This window comes from Paracoccus sp. MA, assembly GCF_020990385.1.
In the GTDB taxonomy this organism is placed as follows: domain Bacteria; phylum Pseudomonadota; class Alphaproteobacteria; order Rhodobacterales; family Rhodobacteraceae; genus Paracoccus.
The window spans coordinates 518,256-536,738 of record NZ_CP087598.1 but is presented as its reverse complement, the minus strand read 5'-3'; the positions used below and the strand labels follow the sequence as shown (position 1 = coordinate 536,738).

Sequence of the window (18,483 nt, the reverse complement as noted above, 5' to 3'; positions counted from 1 at the left end):
GCGTGCCAGACTTGGGCGGCGCGAAACCATGGATGAGGAATCCGATGAACGCCCCCCTGCCCGAGGCGGTAAAGAAGTCCGTTCTGCTGAACGGGCTGGCCCCCGACATGCGCGACAAGCTGCTGAAGGACGCCCAGCGCCGCAGCTATCGCGAGGGCGAGACCATCTTTCTGCAAGGCGATCCGGCGCGGGCGGTGTTCATCGTCCTGAACGGCTTCGTCAAGCTGTCGCGGCTGACGCCGAACGGAACCGAGGCGGTGGTGGCGATCCTGGGCCGCAACCGCAGCTTTGCCGAGGCGATGGTGCTGCGCGGCGAACCCTATCCGGTCTCGGCCGAGGCGATCTCGGACTGCACGCTCCTGCAGATCGACGGCGCCCGGCTGCGGCAGTTCCTGCTGGAGAACCAGGAATTCGCCATCAGGATGCTGGCCTCGACCTTCGTGCATTTGCAAGGGCTGGTGGACCAGATCGAAAGGCTCAAGGCCCATACCGGTGTGCAGCGCGTGGCGCAGTTCCTGGCCGACCTTTCCGATGCCGAGGCCGGCCCGACCGAGGTGCGGCTGCCCTATAACAAGCGGCTGATCGCAGGCCATCTGGGCATGCAGCCGGAAAGCCTGTCGCGCGCCTTCGCCCGGCTGCGCCAGCACGGGGTCGAGATCGAGGCCGACAAGGCCATCATCGCCGATATCGCCGAATTGCGCATGATGGCCATGGATTGACGGCCGCGGGCGCCGCAAGCTGCGAAGGCGCCGGGGCCCCGCGCCTCAGATGAGATGCAGCCCCCAGATCAGCACCAGCCAGATCGCCAGCGGCACGGTGAAGGCGGCGCGCCAGCCCGTTGCCCGGTCGAGATGCAGAAAACCGGCAAGGATGGTGCGGGCCTTGAGCAGCGCCACCGCCAGCAGCCCTGCGGCGGCGGCGGGGCCGGGCACGAAGGCCAGCGCCGTGGTCGCGGCGGTCAGCGCCAGCAGCATCAGCCAGATGCGCGTCAGTCCCATCCCCTACCCCAGCAGATAGACGGGCGGCAGCAGCAGCACCCAGACCAGATCGACCATGTGCCAGAAGGCGGCGCCGGCCTGCACCTCCTCGGCGCGCAGCCGGATCGCCACCAGCGCCAGCACGCCGATGCCGAACAGCACATGCGCGGCGTGAAAGCCGGTCAGCAGGTAGTAGAAGGTGAAGAACGGGTGGCTCTCCATGCCCAGGCCGGCGCGCAGGTCGCCGGCATATTCCACCGCCTTCACCGCCAGAAAGCCCGCGCCGCCCAGCGCCGCCAGCGCCAGCCCGACGCGCGCCCGGCGCCGGTCGCCCAGGCGGCAGGCGCGCTCGGCCCGGGCAGCAAAGAAGCCCGAGGTGACCAGGATCGCCGTGTTCAGCGCCGCCATCCAGCCATGCAGCTGCGCCTGCGCCGCGGCAAAGCCGGCCGGGTCGGTCAGCCGGACCGCAGCCATGGCGGTGATGCCGGCGGCAAAGACCAGCAGCTCGGATGCGATAAGCACCCAGATGATCGGCTCGCCCGGCAGGTCCTGGACGCGCATCACGCCACCAGTTGCCGATAGATCACCGGCAGCGCCGCCAGCAGCCGGTCGGGATGCGGGATCAGCGAAAAGCCGCCCTGGCCAAAGATGCGGGGAAACCAGCTTTTCCCGTCGCGGTCCACGGTGATGCCGTGCACGGCATGGCCAGCCATGCGCGCCTCGCGCACGGCGCGGGCGCTGTCCTCGATGCCGTGGCGGCCCTCGTAATGGTCAAGGTCGTTGGGCTTGCCGTCGGTGATGACCAGCAGCAGCCGCCGGCTGCCGGCCTGGGCCGAAAGCCCGGCCGAGGCATGGCGGATGCCGGCCCCCAGCCTTGTGTAGAAGCGCGGCCGCAGCCCGGCGATGCGCCGCTCGACCGCCGCGCCCATCGGCTCGTCGAAAGCCTTGCAGGCGCTCAGGAACACCCGGTCGCGTTTCAGCGAGGAAAAGGCGTTGATCGCGAAGCGGTCGCCGCAGGCATCCAGCCCCCAGGCCAGCGCCGCCAGCGCCTCGCGCTCGATCTCGATCACCGCGCGGCCCGTCACCGCGCTTTCGGTCGAGCGCGACACATCGAGCAGGATCGACACCGCAAGGTTGCGCGCCAAGGGCCGGGACTGGCGCCAGATCCGGTCGCTGCCCTGCCCGGTCGCGCGCAGGTCGGCGGCGGCGCGCACGGTCAGCTCGGCATCCAGCTCCTCGCCGTCGCGATGGCCGGTCGAGGTCAGGCGGCCGGGGCGCAGGGCCTCGAACTGGCGGCGCACGGCGCGGATGCGCGCCTGCGCGCCGGGATCGGGGGCCGGCGCCTCGTCATGCTCGGGCGCGCGGTTTTCCAGCACGCGCACATGATGGGCCAGGTAGCGCCCGCGCCGCGCATCCCATTCGGGATAGGTGTGGATGCCGGCGACAGCCTCAAGATCCGCATCCTCGGGCGCAAGATCGAGATGCAGCCGCAGGCGCGTCGCCGGGGCCTTCGACACCTGGCCAAGGCCCAGTTCCTCCTGATCCTCGGCCGCCTTCTTCGCATCGTCCTGATCGTCATCGTCGACATGCCGGTTGAGGTTCATCAGATCGGCCCAGCTCAGCAGGGCCTCGAACTTGTGCAGGATCAGGCTGTCGCGGCGCTGCGGCTGATCGCTGCGACGGCGGCGGGCGCGAAACATGCGCGCGCTGGCCGGATCGGCGGCGATGCCGTCGGGCGCCTCGCCCGGCGCGGCGGCGAGCGCCGTCTCGGGCAGGGCCAGATCGGGCCACAGCGGCACCGGCCGCATCGGGCGATAGCCGCGCGGCGCCTGCGCCTGCGGATCGTCCAGCGCCGCCAGCCAGTCGCGGGCCAGCGGCGGCAGCGGCGCCGGATCGCCCAGCAGATGCCGGGCCAGCGCCTCGACCGCCGCCTCGGCCGGCGGCAGCGCGGCGCGGGGGCGCAAGGACAGCACCAGTTCGGCAAGGTCGTCGTAAAGCCCGGTCAGGCCCGGCGCATCCTCCAGCGTGGCGGCGACGGCCCGCTGCGCCGCGCCCAGCCGTGCCAGGTCGCGGCGCAGCGGATCGCCCTGCGCGGGCACCATGCTGCCATGCGCCGCGCAAGCCGCGAGCCACAGGAAAAGCGCGCCGTTCGCCTGGCGCGATGGCAGCGCCGACAGCCGCTCCGGCAGGCGCAGGATCTCGCCGTCGAAGCTGGCATGCGGCGTCAGTTCCGCCACCGTGCCCAGCCGGCGGCGCCAGCCGATGCGATGCCGCGACGCCTGGGCGGCGGCGGGCCGGATCTCGACCGCCGCACCGCCGCCCAGCCCCCGGAACAGCACCGCGAGCCGCCCCGAGACCTCGGAAAGCGCCACCGCCTGATCCTCGAATTCCTGCGGCGCGCCGAAGCCGCTGGCCCAGACATGCCAGAGCTTGCCGACGGTTTCCTCGGGCTCCCAGGGTTCAAGGTCCAGACCCATGGCACGCTCTCCTTTCAGCCGAAGATCGCCGCGACCAGGTCGCGCAACCCGCGCTTGACCTCGGCATCGTCGGTCAGGGGTTCGATCATCGCCGCCTCGATGGCGCGGTCGATCGGCATGCCGCCGGCGATCAGGCTGGCGGCATAGACCACCAGCCGGGTCGAGACGCCCTCTTCCAGGTCCTGGCCCTTGAGGCCGCGGATCTTGCCCGCCAGCCGCACCAGCCCGGTCACGCGGTCGCGGTCGAGCCTGCTTTCCCGAGCGACGATCTCGGCCTCGCGCGCCGGTTCGGGAAAGTCGAACTCCATGGCCACGAAACGCTGCCGGGTCGAGGGTTTCAGCGTTTTCAGGATGTTCTGATAGCCGGGGTTGTAGGAGGCGACCAGCATGAAGCCGGGCGCCGCCTCGATCTCTTCGCCGGTGCGGTCGATGGGCAGGATGCGGCGGTCGTCGGTCAGCGGGTGCAGCACCACCGTCACGTCCTTGCGCGCCTCGACCACCTCGTCGAGATAGCAGATCGCGCCCTCGCGCACGGCGCGGGTCAGCGGGCCGTCGGTCCAGACCGTCTCGCCGCCCTTGAGCAGGTAGCGCCCGATCAGGTCGGCGGCGGACAGGTCGTCATGGCAGGCCACGGTATAAAGCGGCCGGCCCAGCCGCGCCGCCATATGGGCGACGAAGCGGGTCTTGCCGCAGCCGGTCGGGCCTTTCAGCAGCACCGGCAGGTCGTTGGCGGCGGCGGCCTCGAAGACCGCGACCTCGTCGCCCTGCGGCAGGTAGAAGGGGGCGTCGGCCGCCCCGTTCCGTTCGGTTTTCACATGCGCGTTCATGGCTTACTCCGCGGCCTCCAGATGGCCGTCCTTGTGCGATTGCACCGGGCCGGGCACGACGACCTCGCGGCGCGGGAACAGCACCGCATAGATGAACAGCAGCGCGCCCAGCACCACGGCGACGCCCGAGCCGAAGCGCATCCAGTAGAACAGCGCCAGCCCGTCCTGCACGTCCATGAAGAACCCGCCCTCGACGCGCTGCAGATGGGTCTGCACCGTTCCGGCGAAGGTCAGCGTCACCGTCATGAACACCATGCCCGAGGACATCAGCCAGAACGAGGCCATGTTCAGCACCTGGTTGTAGGGGTCGCGATTCTTCATCAGCGGCATGCAATAGGTCACAAGCGCCAGCACCAGGCAGACATAGGCGCCATAGAAGGCCAGGTGGCCATGCGCGGCGGTGATCTGCGTGCCGTGGGTATAGTAGTTCACCCCGTGCAGCGTGTGCAGGAAGCCCCAGACCCCGGCCCCGAAGAAGGCCAGCACGGTGCAGCCCAGGCTCCAGACCAGTGCGGCCTTGTTCGGATGGTCGCGCCGGCCCTTCCAGACCATGACGAAGGCAAAAGACATCATGGCGAAGAAGGGCACGATCTCGAAGCTCGAGAAGATCGAGCCGATCCACTGCCAGTAAGCCGGCAGGCCGATCCAATAGTAGTGGTGCCCGGTGCCCAGGATGCCCGAGAACAGCGCCGTGGCGACGATGACGTAAAGCCATTTCTCGACCACCTCGCGGTCCACGCCGGTCAGCTTGAGCATCAGGAAGGCGAGGATGGCGGCCATGATCAGCTCCCAGACGCCCTCGACCCACAGGTGGATGACCCACCACCAGTATTGCTTGTCCAGCACCAGGTTCGCCGGGTTGTAGAAGGCGAAGAGCCACAGCAGCACCAGCCCCCACAGGCCCATCAGCAGCACGTTGGTCACCGCCGTCCGCCGCCCCTTCAGCGCGGTCATGCTGACGTTGTACATGAAGATCACCGCGGCGACGGCGATGCCGAGCTTGACCCATTTCGGCTGTTCCAGGAACTCGCGCCCCTCCTTGCCCAGCAGCCAGTGGCCGTGGAACAGGTCGAACAGATAGGTCACCACCACGCCCGCCGTGCCGAGCACGAAGATGCCCAGCTGGATCCAGGCCAAGAGCGGCGAATGGATCTCGCGCTCGGCCTCTTCGGGCAGGATGTAATAGGTGGCGCCGAAAAAGCCCAGGAGCAGCCAGACCACCAGGCTGTTGGTATGCAGCATCCGGGCGATGTTGAAGGGCAAGAGCTCGGACAGGAAGTTCGGGCTGACATAGATCCAGCCCATGATCAGGCCGATCGTGACCTGCACGGCGAAAAGCACCATGGCCACAAGGAAATAGGCATAGGCGATGCGTTGCGATTGGTATCTCATCGGTGTTTCCCCCTCAGCCCGCCTCGTTCGGCGGCCAGTTCTGGGTGTTGATCGTGCCGGTAAACAGCAGGAAGTCGGTCAGCGCCCGGTATTCCTCGTCCGTCAGCTCGAAGCGGGGCATCTGGCGGCGGCCCTCGATGCCGGTGGGCATGGCTTCCATCCAGCCCTTCAGCGTCTCGACGGCGGTTTCGGGGTCGTCCTGCACGCCCCAGCGTTTCATGACATTGCCCAGTTCGGGCGCGAAATAGGCGCCCTCGCCCAGCAACGTGTGGCAGTCGATGCAGGCGTTGCGTTCCCAGATATGCTTGCCCTCGGCCACCGAGGCCGTGAGCTGGCTTTCGTCCACGGCCCTGGTGCGGGCGTAGATATGGCTGTGCACCGTCAAGGCGCCAAAAATCAGAATGAAGAATATGGACCCGCCGTAGAAGACGTTCCGGGCCATGTTCTTGGTCATGATGTCGCTCATGACGCGGGTCCCTATCTGTTATTGTCGGATAATGCCTCACTGGACCCGGGGGCCGAGTCGTTCATTGACGGAAGTCAAGCGGCGAAAAACCTAGGCTTTTCCCGAAGAAATCCCGCCCGGCGCGGGGATCGCCAGTTCGATCCGGCAGCCCGGCAGCCGCGCCAGCGCCGCGCGGGCCGCCGCGGAGGGCATCAGGCAAAGCGCGGTCGAAAGACCGTCCGCCAGCGCCGCGCTGTCGGCGCTGACCGAAACAGTGTCCCAAAGCGGCGCCCCGCCGCCGGGCGCCAGGATATGCGGCAGGCCCCGCGGCCCGATCAGCGTGCCGCCGGGGGAAGAGGTGGCCAGCGCCCGCCCGGCCAGCCGGATGCGGCGATGCTCGTGCCCCGCGGCATCGGCCAGTCCCACGCGCCAGCCCCGCGGTCCCAGCGCCCGGATCTCGCCCGCATCGATCAGAAGGTCGGTCAGGTCGTGGCGCGCGGCGGCCTCGGCCAGCCGGTCGGCGGCCCAGCCCTGGGCAAGGCCGTTGAAGGTCAGCGCCATGCCGGGGCGGGCCAGCCGCACCTCGGACCGCGACCAGGCGACCGCATCCCAGCCGGCCAAGGCGCGGGCCGCCGCCTCGTCCCCGCCCCGGGCCCGCGCCAGCCACAGCGGCTGCACGGTCGGGTCGAAGGCGCCGCCGGTGGCGTGGTGCAGCCGGTCGGACAGGGCCAGCAGTTCCACCATCCCGGCCGCGGGAAAGCGCAGCCGCCCGTCGCGGTTCAGCCGCGCCAGATCGGAATCGCGATGCAGCGAGAACAGGCTTTCGACATGGGCCAGCAGCCGCGCCGCCTCGGCGAAGAAGCCGCGGGCCTGCGCCGGGCTTGCGCCGTGCAGCCGCAGGGCGACATCGGCGCCCATGGCGCGGCCCTGCCATTCCTCGGGCGCGGCCTTCGCCATGGCGGGCAGCGCGGCGCAGGCGGTCAGCAGCAGGAAGCGGCGGCGGTTCATGGCGCATCTCCGGCCGGGGCGGCGCTGCGGGCGCGGCGTTTCAGCACCGGGCAGGTGCCGGGGTCGTTCATCACCACCTGGCAGCGCAGGCACAGCACGCATTCGTTGGGATTGATCCGGCCCAGGGGATCGATGGCGCCGACGGTGCATTTCGTCTCGCAGAGCCGGCATTCGCGGCCGCATTGCGGGCGGCGCTTGAGCCAGTCGAAGATCTTCAGCTTGGCCGGGATCGCCAGCCCCGCCCCCAGGGGGCAAAGGTAACGGCAATAGAACCGCTCGATGAACAGCCCGCCGGCCAGCACCGCAAGCGCGAAGAGCACGAAGGGCCAGGCGCGCAGGAACCGCATCGAGATCGCGGTCTTGAACGGCTCGACCTCGGCCAGGATCAGCGCCTGCTCCATGCTGTAGAAGCTCAGCGCCACGATGGCGACGAACAGCGTGTATTTGATCACCCAAAGCCGCTCGTGCAGCGCCTGCGGCACGGCGATCTGCCGCACCCCCAGCCGCTGGGCGGCGGCATTGGTCAGTTCCTGCAGCGCGCCGAAGGGGCAGAGCCAGCCGCAGAACACGCCGCGGCCCCAGAACAGCAGCCCCAGCGCCACGGCGGACCAGATCAGGAAGATGATCGGCTCGATCAGGAAGGTCTCCCAGCGAAAGCCGGAGAGCAGCGCGTTCAGGAAGGCCACCACCTGCACCACCGAAAGCTGGCCGTTCAGCCCCCAGCCCAGCACGAAAAGCGTGGTGGCCAGAAAGCCCAGCCGCACCCGGCGCCACAGCACGGGCCGGCGCACCAGCGCCTCTTGCCCGAACAGGATCAGCGCCAGCACGAACAGCATGGCCCCGACCACGGCGATGCCGGGGATCTTCTTCAGCCAGAACTCCTGCCACAGCGGGACGCTCTCGGGCTCGGCTGCGGCGAAGGCTTCGGGCAGGCGGATGGTGGCGCGGATGGGCAGCGCGGCCTCTCCTCCCGCCGCCAGCGGCCGGGTCGCGCTCACCACCAGATCGAAGGGCCGGCGCGGGTCGATGCCGCCGGCGACGGGGTCGATGTTCAGCCGGAACAGGCTGATTTCCTTGAAGGCGGGCGCGTCGGGCAGCGCCAGCTTCTCGACCATGACGAAATCGCCGTCGCCCGGTTCGATCCGCAGCGCGCCCTGTTCGAAACCGATGCGCTCGAACCGGCCCGAGCGGCGCCATTCCGTGCCGCGCGGACTGTAAAGCCCGCGCGACAGCACCGCGACCAGCGCCTGACCGGGTTGCAGCGCGCCCGCCGCGGCGGTGAACGCCTGCGCGCCCAGCAGGTTGCGGCCGACGGTCGGCGGGTCGATCAGCCCGGCATAAAGCTCCAGGAAGGGCGCCTCAGATGGCTCGACCGGCACCTTGGCGCCGGCAAAGGCGCGCGCCGCCTCGGCCATCGAGACCGTGACATGGCCGAACGCCCCCTCGGCCAGCAGATCGGCCCAGGTCGCGGGGCGGTAGCCGACGCGGTCGATGCCGCCGCCGCCCAGCCCCTGCGCCTGCACCAGCACCCGGGCGCTGCGCAGGATGCCGTCGCGGATCACCCCGGTCGAGACCGTGGCGCGCGAGATCACCTCGGGCAGCGCCTGGCCGTCTCCCGGCCCCTGCGACAGATCGACGCCCCGGAAGCCGTCCACATAGGCGGCGATATGCGCCTCGGAAATGCCGAGGCTCAGCACCGGCTCGGTCTGGCGCACCAGCTTCGCGCCGGCAATGGCGCCCTGCGGCGTCACCGCGACCAGCACGTCCAGCGGCTTGCCGGAATAGCCGGCGGTCGCCGCGATCTCCCAGGTCGAGCCGATCATGCCCAGCGCCCGGCCGTCGCGGCTGACGTTCCAGCCCGGCACGGGCGTTTCGCGGCGGTCCAGCATCACCGGCCCGTCCGCGCCGAACAGCGCCTGCGCCAGCGCCGCATCGGGAACGGAAAGCGGCTCGGGCCGCGCCGGAAGCGCCAGCAGGACCAGCGCCAGCAGCGCCAGCAGCAGGCGGCAGGGGGCAAGGGATAGATCGCCGGGCATCGCCATCCGCATCCGTGGTTGCCCGCCCCTGATCGCGCAAATGCCGCACCCCGACCTTAACAAAGGTCAAAGCCCCGCGCGCGAAATGCGCCCAGGAACGGCTTGAACGCGCGCCAGCAAATAGGAAAGCCAGATGAGACAAAGGACTCCAATCGCCAGACCGGGCCTGCTGGCCTCGGCAGCCCTGGCCCTTGTCCTTGGGCCGCTTGCGGCTATCGCACAGGAACAGGCCCCCGCCGCCAAGGACCCCAAGGCCGCGCTGGAAGATCACCAGACCAAGACCGACAACCGATACGAACCCTCGCTGGACAATCTGGCGCAGCAGGACGTGGCCGCCCCCGGCGCGCCCGAGGGCATCCCGGCCCTGTCGGACGCCCAGTATAACGAGGCCAACAAGATCTATTTCGAACGCTGCGCCGGCTGTCACGGCGTGCTGCGCAAGGGCGCGACCGGCAAGGCCCTGACCCCCGACCTGACGCGCGAGCTGGGCTTCGACTACCTGCAGACCTTCATCACCTACGGCTCGCCGGCGGGCATGCCGAACTGGGGCACCTCGGGCGAGCTTTCGGCCGAACAGGTCGACCTGATGGCGAACTACCTGCTTCTGGACCCGGCCGCGCCGCCGGAATTCGGCATGAAGGAGATGCGCGAGACCTGGAAGGTCCATATCGCCCCCGAGGACCGGCCCCAGGCGCAGGAGAACGACTGGGATCTGGACAACCTGTTCAGCGTCACCCTGCGCGACGTGGGCCAGATCGCGCTGATCGACGGCCAGACCTACGAGATCAAGTCGGTGCTGGATACCGGCTATGCGGTCCATATCAGCCGCCTCTCGGCCTCGGGCCGCTACCTGTTCGTCATCGGCCGCGACGGCAAGGTCAACATGATCGACCTGTGGATGAAGGAACCCGCCACGGTGGCCGAGATCAAGATCGGCTCGGAGGCGCGTTCCATCGAGACCTCGAAGATGGAGGGCTGGGAGGACAAATACGCCATCGCCGGGGCCTATTGGCCGCCGCAATACGTCATCATGGACGGCGAGACGCTGGAGCCGATGAAGATCCAGTCCACGCGCGGCATGATCTATGACGAGCAGGAATACCACCCCGAGCCGCGCGTCGCCGCGATCCTCGCCAGCCATTACCGGCCCGAGTTCATCGTCAACGTCAAGGAGACGGGCAAGATCCTGCTGGTCGACTATACCGACCTCAAGAACCTCAAGACCACCGAGATCGAGGCGGAACGCTTCCTGCATGACGGCGGCCTGGACGGCTCGCACCGCTACTTCATCACCGCCGCCAACGCCCGCAACAAGCTGGTGGTGATCGACACCAAGGAAGGCAAGCTGGTCGCGATCGAGGATACCGGCGGCCAGACCCCGCATCCGGGCCGCGGCGCGAACTTCGTCCACCCGACCTTCGGCCCGGTCTGGGCGACCTCGCATATGGGCGACGATTCGGTGGCGCTGATCGGCACCGATCCCGAAGGCCATCCGGACAATGCCTGGAAGATCCTGGACAGTTTCCCGGCGCTGGGGGGCGGTTCGCTGTTCATCAAGACGCACCCGAACTCGCAATATCTCTATGTCGATGCGACCCTGAACCCCGAGGCCGAGATTTCCGGCTCGGTCGCGGTCTTCGACATCAAGGCGATGACCGGCGACGGCTCGGACCCCGAATTCGTCACCCTGCCCATCGCCGAATGGGCCGGCATCACCGAGGGCCAGCCCCGCGTCGTGCAGGGCGAGTTCAACAAGGAGGGCACCGAGGTCTGGTTCAGCGTCTGGAACGGCAAGGACCAGGAATCGGCGCTGGTCGTGGTGGACGACAAGACGCTGGAGCTGAAGCACGTCATCAAGGACGAGCGGCTGGTGACCCCCACCGGCAAGTTCAACGTCTACAACACCAAGACCGACACCTACTGAGCGGTCACGACCCAGGCGGGGGCGTTCGCGCCCCCGTCCAGGCAGATTTTCCGAGGGGGTCCGACATGGCCGGCAAGATGGTGACGAATGGCGCGGCGACAAGCGGGGCGGCGGCCCGACCGCCCGGCAAGACGGCGCGCGAGGCGGTGCAGGGCCTGGCCGCGCACGAGGCGGCGGCCCGCACGGCGGCATCCGGCGGGGGGGTGGGCCGCGTCCACCTGATCGGCGCCGGTCCCGGCGATCCCGAGCTGCTGACGCTGCGGGCCCTGCGGCTTTTGCAACAGGCGGACGTGGTGGTGCACGACCGGCTGGTCTCGGACGAGGTGATGGCCTGCATCCCCGCCCATGTCCGGCGCATCCCGGTGGGCAAGGCGGCGGGCTTCCACCCCGTCCCGCAAGAGCAGATCAACGCCCTGCTGGTCGAGCTGGGCCTTTCCGGCCTGACCGTGGCGCGGCTCAAGGGCGGCGATCCGACGATCTTCGGCCGCGGCGGCGAGGAGTTCGAGGCCGTGACCGCCGCCGGCATCCCCTGCGACTATGTGCCCGGCATCACCGCGGCGCAGGGGGCGGCGGCCTCGGCCCGCTTTCCGCTGACGCATCGCGGGCTGGCGACCGGGCTGCGCCATGTCACCGGCCACCGGGCCCGGGACGCGGCGCTGGATCTCGACTGGGCCTCGCTGGCCGATCCGCAGACCACGCTGGCCGTCTATATGGGCGCGGCCAATATGACCGAAATCGCGGCCGAGCTGATCCGCCACGGCATGCCCTCCGACCTGCCGGTGCTGGCCGTGTCGCAGGCCAGCACCCCGCAAGAGCAGCGGCTGCACGCCACGCTTCAGGATATCCCCGACGCCCTCGCGCGCCGGCCGCTGCCGGCGCCGGTGCTGTTCATCCTCGGCCATGTCGCGGCGCTGGCCGAGGATTGCGCCCTGCCCCAGGGGGTCGGCCGCCCGGAATGGCGGCTGGTGGCGCATGGCTAGGCTGGCGCTCCTGCTGGCGCTGCTGGCCGGGACCGCGGTCGCGGAACCGCCCGACGCCGCGCGGCAGGATCAGCTGCGCCATCTGGTGCGGCAGGATTGCGGCTCGTGCCACGGCTTGCGGCTGACCGGCGGACTGGGCCGCCCGATCACCGCCGGGGCGCTGGCCGGGCGCGATGCCGAGGATCTGGCCGGCCTGATCCTGGACGGCATGCCCGGAACCGCCATGCCGGGCTGGCGCCCGCTGCTGACCGAGGACGAGGCGCGCTGGATCGCCGATTACCTTCTGACGACGGAGACGCAATGATGCTCAAGGCAATTCTCGCCGCCCTGATGATCGCCGCCCCGGCGCTGGCCGGGGAGCTGCGCGGCACCGGCGATCTGGGCCTGATCGTCGAGCGCGAGGCGGGCTCGCTGCTGGTCGTGGACCGCAGCGAACGCGCCGCCATTGGCCGGATCGAGGGCCTGGGCGACCTGTCCCATGCCAGCCTGGTCTATTCCCCCGACGAACGCTTCGCCTATGTCTTCGGCCGCGACGGCGGGCTGACCAAGGTCGATATCCTGACCCGTCAGGTGGTCCGCCGCGTGGTGCAGGCCGGCAATTCCATCGGCGGCGCCATTTCGGACGACGGCCGGCTGGTCGCGGTCGCGAATTACGAGCCGGGCGGCGTCAAGGTCTTCGACGCCGAGACGCTGGAACTGGTGGCGGACGTGCCGATGGGCTCCAAGACCGTGGGCATCGCCGATGCGCCCGGCTCGCGCTTCGTCGTCGCGACCTGGGACACGGGCGAGGTCTGGATCCTCGACCATTCCACCGATGCCGCGCAGCCGGCGATCACCAAGCTGGAGGGCATCGGCGCCAATCCCTATGACGCGCTGCTGACCGGCGACGGGCGGCACTATATCGTCGGGCTGTTCGGCGAAAAGGGGCTGGTGCAGGTCGATCTGTGGCAGGATCCGCCCAAGGTCACGCGCTTCCTGCCCGATTACGGCAAGGACCAGCCCGACCTGCCGGTCTACAAGATGCCGCATCTGCAAGGCTGGACGCTGGCCGAGGGGCTTTTCGCCCTGCCCGCCGTGGGGCTGCACCAACTGCTTTGGGTCGATGCCGCGGACCTGACCGAGATCGCCCGCACCGACCTGGCCGGCCAGCCGGTCTTTGCCCTGGCCCGGCCCGACAAGCGCGAGGTCTGGGTGAACTTCGCCCCGCCCGACAACGACAAGCTGCAAGTGGTCGATGTGCTGACCCACGAGGTTCTGGACACGCTGACCCCCGGCAAGGGCGTGCTGCACATGGAGTTCGCCCCGCGCGGGCGCGAGGTCTGGCTGTCGGTCCGCGACGAGAACCGGGTCGAGATCCGCGACGCCCGCTCGCGCGCGGTGCTGGGCGAGATCGAGGCGCGCGCGCCCTCGGGGATCTTCTTCACCGACCGCGCGCATCGGACGGGGCTGTGACCATGGACGACCTGGACCTGCGCCTGCTCGACGGCTTCCAGCGCGACCTGCCGCTGGAGACCCGGCCCTTTGCCGCCATGGCCCACCGCCTCGGCACCAGCCAGGCCGAGGTCATCGCCCGCCTGACCCGGCTGCGCGACGAAGGCATCGTCTCGCGCATCGGCGCCACCTGCCGGCCGAACACCGCCGGCGCCTCGACGCTGGCGGCGCTGCGGGTGCCCCACCGGCGCATGGAGGAGGTCGCGGCGCTGGTCGGGGCCGAGCCGGGCGTCAACCATGCCTATCTGCGCGAGGGCAGCGAATGGAACCTGTGGTTCGTCGCCACCGCCCCCGATGCCGCGGCGCTGGCCGAAAGCCTTGCCCGGATCGAGGCGGCGACGGGCCTTGCCGTGCTGTCCCTGCCGCTGGTGCGCGCCTTCAACATCGACCTGGGATTTCCGCTGATCGGCCCGCGCCGCGCCATGGCGCTGGACCGGCCCGCCGACCTGGACGCCCTGCGCCCGCGCGACCGCGCGCTGATGCAGGCGCTTTCGACCGGGCTGGCGCTGATCCCGCGCCCCTTCGTCGCGCTGGGACAGGCGCTTCACCGCAGCGAAGCCGAGGTGATCTCGCGCATCCGCGCGCTGGCCGAGGCGCGCATCCTGACCCGGGTCGGGGTGATCGTGAAGCATCGCGCACTTGGCTGGTGCGAGAATGCCATGGTGGTCTGGCGCCTGCCCGAAGCGGCCGTCGAAACCGCCGGCACCGCGCTGGCGGGGGTGCCGGGGGTGACGCTGTGCTATCAGCGGCGCTGCGTGCCCGGGCTGTGGAACTGGCCGCTGTTCTGCATGATCCACGCCCGTTCCCGCGCCGAGGCGATGGCCGTGCTGGCCGAGGCCCGCGCCCTGCCGGAACTGGCCCGCGTGCCGCATCGCATCCTGTTCTCGACCCGCTGCTTTCGCCAGCGCGGCGCCACCATCGAGGTCGCCGCATGAGACGCCGGACCCTGCCGCCCGAGGCGCTGGACGACACCGACCGCGCCGTCCTGAACCGCCTGCAAGAGGGGTTTCCCCTGACCCCGCGGCCCTTCGACGATGCCGGCGCGGCGCTTGGCCTGACCGGGACCGCGCTGATCGAGCGGCTGGAACGGCTGCGCGAGATCGGCGCCATCACCCGCTTCGGCCCCTTCTACGATGCCGCGGCGATGGGCGGGGCCTTCTGCCTTTGCGCGCTCTCCGCGCCCGAGGCGGATTTCGACCGCATCGCCGCGCTGGTCAACGCCCATCCCGAGGTGGCGCATAACTATGCCCGCGACCATGCGCTGAACATGTGGTTCGTGCTGGCCACCGCCACGCCCGAGGGCATCGGTGAAACCTGCGCAAGGATCGAGGCCGAGACCGGGCTGACCGTCTGGCGCTTTCCCAAGCTGCGGGAATTCTTCATCGGCTTCCGGGTGGCGGCATGACGGCGCTGGACGATACCGACCGCCGGCTGATCGCCGCCACGCAGGCCGGGCTGCCGCTGGTCGAGGCGCCCTATGCCCGGATCGCCGCCGATCTGGGCCTGACCGAGGCGCAGGTCATCGCCCGGCTGGCCGCCATGCAGGCCAAGGGCGTGATCCGCCGCATCGCCATCGCGCCCAACCATTACGCGCTGGGAATGACCGCCAACGGCATGAGCGTCTGGGACGTGGACGACACGCGGGCGGAAGCCCTGGGCGAAAGGGTGGGCGCGCTGGATTTCGTGACGCATTGCTACCTGCGGCCGCGGGCGCCGGTCTGGCGCTACAACCTCTTCGCCATGCTGCACGGCCAGAGCCGCGCCGAGGTCGAGGACAAGCGCGCCCGGGTCCGCGCCCTGCTGGGCACCGCCTGCCGGGGCGACGACATCCTCTATTCCACCCGCATCCTGAAAAAGACCGGCCTGCGCCTGAAGGACGGCTAAGAAAGGCAAAGCCATGTTCCGCCTGACCCAATACATGCACCAGCTTCTGGACCCCTCGCCGCCGCGCCGCCGCAGCCGGCCGGATGCGGTCCGCCCGGTGGTGATCTGGAACCTGACCCGCAGCTGCAACCTGAAATGCCGCCATTGCTATACCGTCTCGGCCGACCGGCCCTTTCCCGGCGAGCTGACGCATGAGCAGGCCATGGCGGTGCTGCGCGACCTGTCGGATTTCCGCATCCCGGCGCTGATCCTGTCGGGGGGCGAGCCGATGTCGCGCTTCGACTTCTGGGAACTGGCCGAGGAGGCGCGGCGACTGGACTTCCGCCACCTGTCGCTGTCCACCAACGGCACCAGGATCGACGCCGGCAACGTGGAGCGGCTGGCCGGGCTGGGCTTCGACTATGTCGGCATCTCGCTGGACGGGATCGGGGCGGTGAACGACTGGTTCCGCGGCGTCGAGGGGGCCTTCGACCAGGCGCTGGCCGGCCTGCGGGCCTGCAAGGCGCAGGGCGTCAAGGTCGGCCTGCGCTTCACCATCACCGAGGGCAATGCCCATCACCTGCCCGCCATGCTGGACCTGTGCCGCGACGAGGGCGTGGACAAGTTCTACCTGTCGCATCTGGTCTATGCCGGCCGCGGCGACAAGCACCGGGGCGAGGATACCGAACATGCCCGCACCCGCCGCGCGATGGACCTGCTGATCGCCCGCGCCTGGGAGGCGGTGGAAAGGGCCGAGCCGCTGGAGGTGGTCACCGGCAACAACGATGCCGATGCGGTCTATTTCCTGCGTTGGGCCGAGACGCGCTTTCCGCCCGCCGCCGTCGCGCATCTGCGCGCGCATCTGGAGGCCTGGGGCGGCAACTCCTCGGGCCTCGGCGTCGGCAATATCGACCCGCAGGGCCGCGTCCATCCCGACACCTATTGGTCGGACTATACCTTGGGCTCGGTCAAGGAACGGCCGTTTTCCGCGATCTGGACCGGGGACGACCCGATCCTGGCCACGCTGCGCACCCGGCCGCGGCCGCTGAAGGGGCGCTGCGGCGCCTGCGCCTATCAGGCGGTCTGCGGCGGCAATACCCGCATCCGGGCGCTGCAACTGACCGGCGACCCATGGGCCGAGGATCCGGCCTGCTATCTCTCGGGCTCCGAGATCGGCGCAGAGGGCGCCGACCTTGACCGCCTTGCCGTCACGCCTTTCCGGGGAAAAAGCCATGATCCGGCCCATCGCTTCCTTTAGCCTGCTGCTTCTGGCCCTGCCGCTGGCGGTCCAGGCCGACCCGGCCGCCGACTATGCCGAGCATTGCGCCGCCTGCCATGGCGAGGATCGGCTGGGCGGCACCGGCCCGGCACTGATCCCCGAGACGCTGGGCCGCGTGCGCGGCATCGACGCGGTGATCGCCCAAGGCCGGGTCTCGACCCAGATGGAGGGCTTTGCCGACCGGCTGTCGCCCGAAGCCATCGCCGCGCTGGTCGGCTATGTCACCGCGCCGCTGGACCGGCGCCCGGACTGGAGCGCCGAGCAGATCGCCGCCAGCCGCGAGATGAATGCCGACTACCAGCCGGCGGACAAGCCGGTCTTTGCCGCCGATCCGCTGAACATCACGCTGGTGGTCGAGACGGGCGACCATCACGTCAGCGTGCTGGACGGCGACACGTTCGAGGTTCTGGACCGCTTCGCCACCCCCTTCGCCGTGCATGGCGGGCCGAAATTCAGCCCGGACGGGCGCTTCGTCTATATCATGTCGCGCGACGGCTGGGTGCAGAAATACGATATCTGGTCGCTGGCCGAGGTCGGCCGCATCCGCGCCGCGCTGAACAGCCGCAACATCGCCATCAGCCCGGACGGCCGGCGCATCGCGGTGGCGAACTACCTGCCGGAAAGCCTGACCATCCTGGATTCGGACCTGAACCCGCTGCGGCTGATCGACACGCAGGTCGGCGGCATCCCCAGCCGGGTCAGCGCCGTCTATCAGGCGCCGCAGCGCCACAGCTTCGTGCTGGCGCTGAAGGACGCGCCCGAGATCTGGGAGGTCGCGACCGCCGACCTGTCCATCCGCCGCATCCCCATCGACGAGCCGCTGGACGACTTCTTCTTCTCGCCCGACTACCGGCAGCTGATCGGCGCCAACCGCGACGGCGACAAGGGCGTGGTGATCGACCTGGACGACGGGCACAAGGTGGCGGAGCTGCCCCTGCCGGGGATGCCGCATCTGGGCTCGGGCATCACCTGGGAACGCGACGGCCGCCGCGTCATGGCTACCCCGCATCTGGGCGAGGGCGTGCTTTCGGTCATCGACATGCAGGACTGGAGCCTGGTCAAGCAGATCAAGACCGACGGTCCCGGCTTCTTCCTGCGCGGCCATGCCACCAGCCCCTATGTCTGGGCGGACGTGTTCTTCGGCCCGCACAAGGACGAGATGCACATCATCGACAAGCAGACGCTGGAGATCGTCAGGACCCTCGCGCCCTTCCCGGGCCAGACCTTCGCCCATAGCGAATTCACCCGCGACGGCAGCCATGTGCTGGTCTCGCTGTGGGAGGACGAGGGCGCGGTCGTGGTCTATGATGCCAGGACGCTGGACGAGGTGAAACGGCTGCCGATGCGCAAGCCTTCGGGGAAATACAATGTCTGGAACAAGATCACCTTCGAGGACGGAACCAGCCACTGACGGCTGGCCCGCCTGGAAACTGGCGCTGCTCTTCTATCCCTTCGCGGCGGCGGCGGTCTGGATCAACCTGTTCATGCTGTCGCTGCTGGCCAGCTGGACCGGCCTGCCGGTGCTGGCACCGCTGCGGGCGGCCGGGGCCGCGCTGGTGCTGGGCGTGCCGGCGGCCCGGGCCTCGGGGCGCTGGATCCGCGGCCTGATGGACCGCGCCCGCCCGCACGGCTGAACGGCCAAGGCACCTTGGGCAGGATCATAACTAAAGATTATTATAGCCATACAAACATATAAATTCCAAGTATTTTTAAAGCTGCTAGAACCTGTCGGCAGAGGGAGTGCAGATTCGCACGAGCCATCCGCTGCGGTCGCATGGCGGCCG

The 18,483-nt window shown here is 69.5% G+C and carries 19 protein-coding genes; 11 read left to right on the top strand and 8 right to left on the bottom strand.

What is annotated here, in order from left to right; genetic code table 11:
- Window positions 1–44: 44 nt before the first annotated feature.
- The gene (locus LOS78_RS09760; protein ID WP_028713148.1) at window positions 45–719 is read left to right on the top strand and encodes a Crp/Fnr family transcriptional regulator; all 675 of its coding nucleotides are present in this window, start codon (window positions 45–47) and stop codon (window positions 717–719) included.
- A 45-nt stretch (window positions 720–764) separates the two neighbouring features.
- Here LOS78_RS09760 and LOS78_RS09755 read toward each other — a convergent pair whose 3' ends face one another.
- The 8 genes from LOS78_RS09755 to LOS78_RS09720 all read right to left on the bottom strand — a co-directional run bounded on the left by LOS78_RS09755 (window position 765) and on the right by LOS78_RS09720 (window position 9,168).
- On the bottom strand, window positions 765–998 hold the full coding sequence (locus LOS78_RS09755) for a cytochrome C oxidase subunit IV family protein (protein WP_230378096.1): 234 nt from the start codon (window positions 996–998) through the stop codon (window positions 765–767).
- Window positions 999–1,001: 3 nt separating this feature from the next.
- Window positions 1,002–1,538 (bottom strand): cytochrome c oxidase subunit 3, encoded by a 537-nt coding sequence (locus LOS78_RS09750; RefSeq protein ID WP_028713150.1) that lies wholly within the window; start codon window positions 1,536–1,538, stop codon window positions 1,002–1,004.
- Window positions 1,538–3,454, bottom strand: coding sequence for a nitric oxide reductase activation protein NorD (locus LOS78_RS09745; protein ID WP_230378095.1), 1,917 nt, complete (start codon window positions 3,452–3,454; stop codon window positions 1,538–1,540). The genes LOS78_RS09750 and LOS78_RS09745 overlap by 1 nt, the downstream gene beginning before the upstream one ends.
- A gap of 14 nt (window positions 3,455–3,468) precedes the next feature.
- Window positions 3,469–4,281 (bottom strand): CbbQ/NirQ/NorQ/GpvN family protein, encoded by an 813-nt coding sequence (locus LOS78_RS09740; protein ID WP_028713152.1) that lies wholly within the window; start codon window positions 4,279–4,281, stop codon window positions 3,469–3,471.
- Between the two features lie 3 nt (window positions 4,282–4,284).
- On the bottom strand, window positions 4,285–5,673 hold the full coding sequence (locus LOS78_RS09735) for a cbb3-type cytochrome c oxidase subunit I (protein WP_028713153.1): 1,389 nt from the start codon (window positions 5,671–5,673) through the stop codon (window positions 4,285–4,287).
- Window positions 5,674–5,686: 13 nt separating this feature from the next.
- On the bottom strand, window positions 5,687–6,139 hold the full coding sequence (locus tag LOS78_RS09730; RefSeq protein WP_028713154.1) for a cytochrome c: 453 nt from the start codon (window positions 6,137–6,139) through the stop codon (window positions 5,687–5,689).
- Between the two features lie 90 nt (window positions 6,140–6,229).
- Window positions 6,230–7,126, bottom strand: coding sequence for an FAD:protein FMN transferase (locus LOS78_RS09725; protein WP_230378094.1), 897 nt, complete (start codon window positions 7,124–7,126; stop codon window positions 6,230–6,232).
- The gene (locus tag LOS78_RS09720) at window positions 7,123–9,168 is read right to left on the bottom strand and encodes a NosR/NirI family protein (protein WP_230378093.1); all 2,046 of its coding nucleotides are present in this window, start codon (window positions 9,166–9,168) and stop codon (window positions 7,123–7,125) included. The genes LOS78_RS09725 and LOS78_RS09720 overlap by 4 nt, the downstream gene beginning before the upstream one ends.
- Before the next feature lie 127 nt (window positions 9,169–9,295).
- Here LOS78_RS09720 and LOS78_RS09715 point away from each other — a divergent pair, with 127 nt between their 5' ends.
- From LOS78_RS09715 to LOS78_RS09670, 10 genes are all read left to right on the top strand, one after another.
- Complete coding sequence (locus LOS78_RS09715) at window positions 9,296–11,086, top strand: nitrite reductase (protein ID WP_230378092.1); 1,791 nt, start codon at window positions 9,296–9,298, stop codon at window positions 11,084–11,086.
- Window positions 11,087–11,151: 65 nt separating this feature from the next.
- Entirely contained in the window at window positions 11,152–12,066 is a 915-nt protein-coding gene (gene cobA, locus LOS78_RS09710; RefSeq protein WP_230378091.1) for a uroporphyrinogen-III C-methyltransferase, read from the top strand.
- Window positions 12,059–12,370 (top strand): cytochrome c, encoded by a 312-nt coding sequence (locus tag LOS78_RS09705; protein ID WP_230378090.1) that lies wholly within the window; start codon window positions 12,059–12,061, stop codon window positions 12,368–12,370. Before cobA ends, LOS78_RS09705 begins: the two co-directional genes overlap by 8 nt.
- Window positions 12,367–13,518, top strand: coding sequence for a cytochrome D1 domain-containing protein (locus LOS78_RS09700; protein WP_230378089.1), 1,152 nt, complete (start codon window positions 12,367–12,369; stop codon window positions 13,516–13,518). The genes LOS78_RS09705 and LOS78_RS09700 overlap by 4 nt, the downstream gene beginning before the upstream one ends.
- A 2-nt stretch (window positions 13,519–13,520) precedes the next feature.
- Window positions 13,521–14,492 carry an AsnC family transcriptional regulator gene (locus LOS78_RS09695; protein WP_230378088.1) on the top strand — a complete coding sequence of 324 codons (972 nt, stop codon included), beginning with the start codon at window positions 13,521–13,523 and terminating at the stop codon, window positions 14,490–14,492.
- The gene (locus tag LOS78_RS09690; RefSeq protein WP_230378087.1) at window positions 14,489–14,962 is read left to right on the top strand and encodes an Lrp/AsnC family transcriptional regulator; all 474 of its coding nucleotides are present in this window, start codon (window positions 14,489–14,491) and stop codon (window positions 14,960–14,962) included. Before LOS78_RS09695 ends, LOS78_RS09690 begins: the two co-directional genes overlap by 4 nt.
- Entirely contained in the window at window positions 14,959–15,441 is a 483-nt protein-coding gene (locus tag LOS78_RS09685) for an AsnC family transcriptional regulator (protein ID WP_230378086.1), read from the top strand. Before LOS78_RS09690 ends, LOS78_RS09685 begins: the two co-directional genes overlap by 4 nt.
- Window positions 15,442–15,454: 13 nt before the next feature.
- Window positions 15,455–16,678, top strand: a complete 1,224-nt coding sequence (gene nirJ / locus LOS78_RS09680) for a heme d1 biosynthesis radical SAM protein NirJ (RefSeq protein WP_230378085.1) — start codon at window positions 15,455–15,457, stop codon at window positions 16,676–16,678.
- Window positions 16,653–18,110, top strand: coding sequence for a nitrite reductase (locus tag LOS78_RS09675; protein ID WP_230378084.1), 1,458 nt, complete (start codon window positions 16,653–16,655; stop codon window positions 18,108–18,110). Before nirJ ends, LOS78_RS09675 begins: the two co-directional genes overlap by 26 nt.
- Window positions 18,067–18,333: a hypothetical protein gene (locus LOS78_RS09670; protein WP_230378083.1), complete on the top strand. Its 267-nt coding sequence runs from the start codon at window positions 18,067–18,069 to the stop codon at window positions 18,331–18,333. The genes LOS78_RS09675 and LOS78_RS09670 overlap by 44 nt, the downstream gene beginning before the upstream one ends.
- Window positions 18,334–18,483: the final 150 nt, after the last annotated feature.

What these genes read in the sequence shown, in the direction of transcription:
- LOS78_RS09760 (WP_028713148.1), top strand. Translation starts at nt 45, where the DNA reads ATGAACGCCCCCCTGCCCGAGGCGGTAAAGAAGTCCGTTCTGCTGAAC.
- LOS78_RS09755 (WP_230378096.1), bottom strand. Translation starts at nt 998, where the DNA reads ATGGGACTGACGCGCATCTGGCTGATGCTGCTGGCGCTGACCGCCGCG.
- LOS78_RS09750 (WP_028713150.1), bottom strand. Translation starts at nt 1,538, where the DNA reads ATGCGCGTCCAGGACCTGCCGGGCGAGCCGATCATCTGGGTGCTTATC.
- LOS78_RS09745 (WP_230378095.1), bottom strand. Translation starts at nt 3,454, where the DNA reads ATGGGTCTGGACCTTGAACCCTGGGAGCCCGAGGAAACCGTCGGCAAG.
- LOS78_RS09740 (WP_028713152.1), bottom strand. Translation starts at nt 4,281, where the DNA reads ATGAACGCGCATGTGAAAACCGAACGGAACGGGGCGGCCGACGCCCCC.
- LOS78_RS09735 (WP_028713153.1), bottom strand. Translation starts at nt 5,673, where the DNA reads ATGAGATACCAATCGCAACGCATCGCCTATGCCTATTTCCTTGTGGCC.
- LOS78_RS09730 (WP_028713154.1), bottom strand. Translation starts at nt 6,139, where the DNA reads ATGAGCGACATCATGACCAAGAACATGGCCCGGAACGTCTTCTACGGC.
- LOS78_RS09725 (WP_230378094.1), bottom strand. Translation starts at nt 7,126, where the DNA reads ATGAACCGCCGCCGCTTCCTGCTGCTGACCGCCTGCGCCGCGCTGCCC.
- LOS78_RS09720 (WP_230378093.1), bottom strand. Translation starts at nt 9,168, where the DNA reads ATGGCGATGCCCGGCGATCTATCCCTTGCCCCCTGCCGCCTGCTGCTG.
- LOS78_RS09715 (WP_230378092.1), top strand. Translation starts at nt 9,296, where the DNA reads ATGAGACAAAGGACTCCAATCGCCAGACCGGGCCTGCTGGCCTCGGCA.
- cobA (WP_230378091.1), top strand. Translation starts at nt 11,152, where the DNA reads ATGGCCGGCAAGATGGTGACGAATGGCGCGGCGACAAGCGGGGCGGCG.
- LOS78_RS09705 (WP_230378090.1), top strand. Translation starts at nt 12,059, where the DNA reads ATGGCTAGGCTGGCGCTCCTGCTGGCGCTGCTGGCCGGGACCGCGGTC.
- LOS78_RS09700 (WP_230378089.1), top strand. Translation starts at nt 12,367, where the DNA reads ATGATGCTCAAGGCAATTCTCGCCGCCCTGATGATCGCCGCCCCGGCG.
- LOS78_RS09695 (WP_230378088.1), top strand. Translation starts at nt 13,521, where the DNA reads ATGGACGACCTGGACCTGCGCCTGCTCGACGGCTTCCAGCGCGACCTG.
- LOS78_RS09690 (WP_230378087.1), top strand. Translation starts at nt 14,489, where the DNA reads ATGAGACGCCGGACCCTGCCGCCCGAGGCGCTGGACGACACCGACCGC.
- LOS78_RS09685 (WP_230378086.1), top strand. Translation starts at nt 14,959, where the DNA reads ATGACGGCGCTGGACGATACCGACCGCCGGCTGATCGCCGCCACGCAG.
- nirJ (WP_230378085.1), top strand. Translation starts at nt 15,455, where the DNA reads ATGTTCCGCCTGACCCAATACATGCACCAGCTTCTGGACCCCTCGCCG.
- LOS78_RS09675 (WP_230378084.1), top strand. Translation starts at nt 16,653, where the DNA reads ATGATCCGGCCCATCGCTTCCTTTAGCCTGCTGCTTCTGGCCCTGCCG.
- LOS78_RS09670 (WP_230378083.1), top strand. Translation starts at nt 18,067, where the DNA reads ATGTCTGGAACAAGATCACCTTCGAGGACGGAACCAGCCACTGACGGC.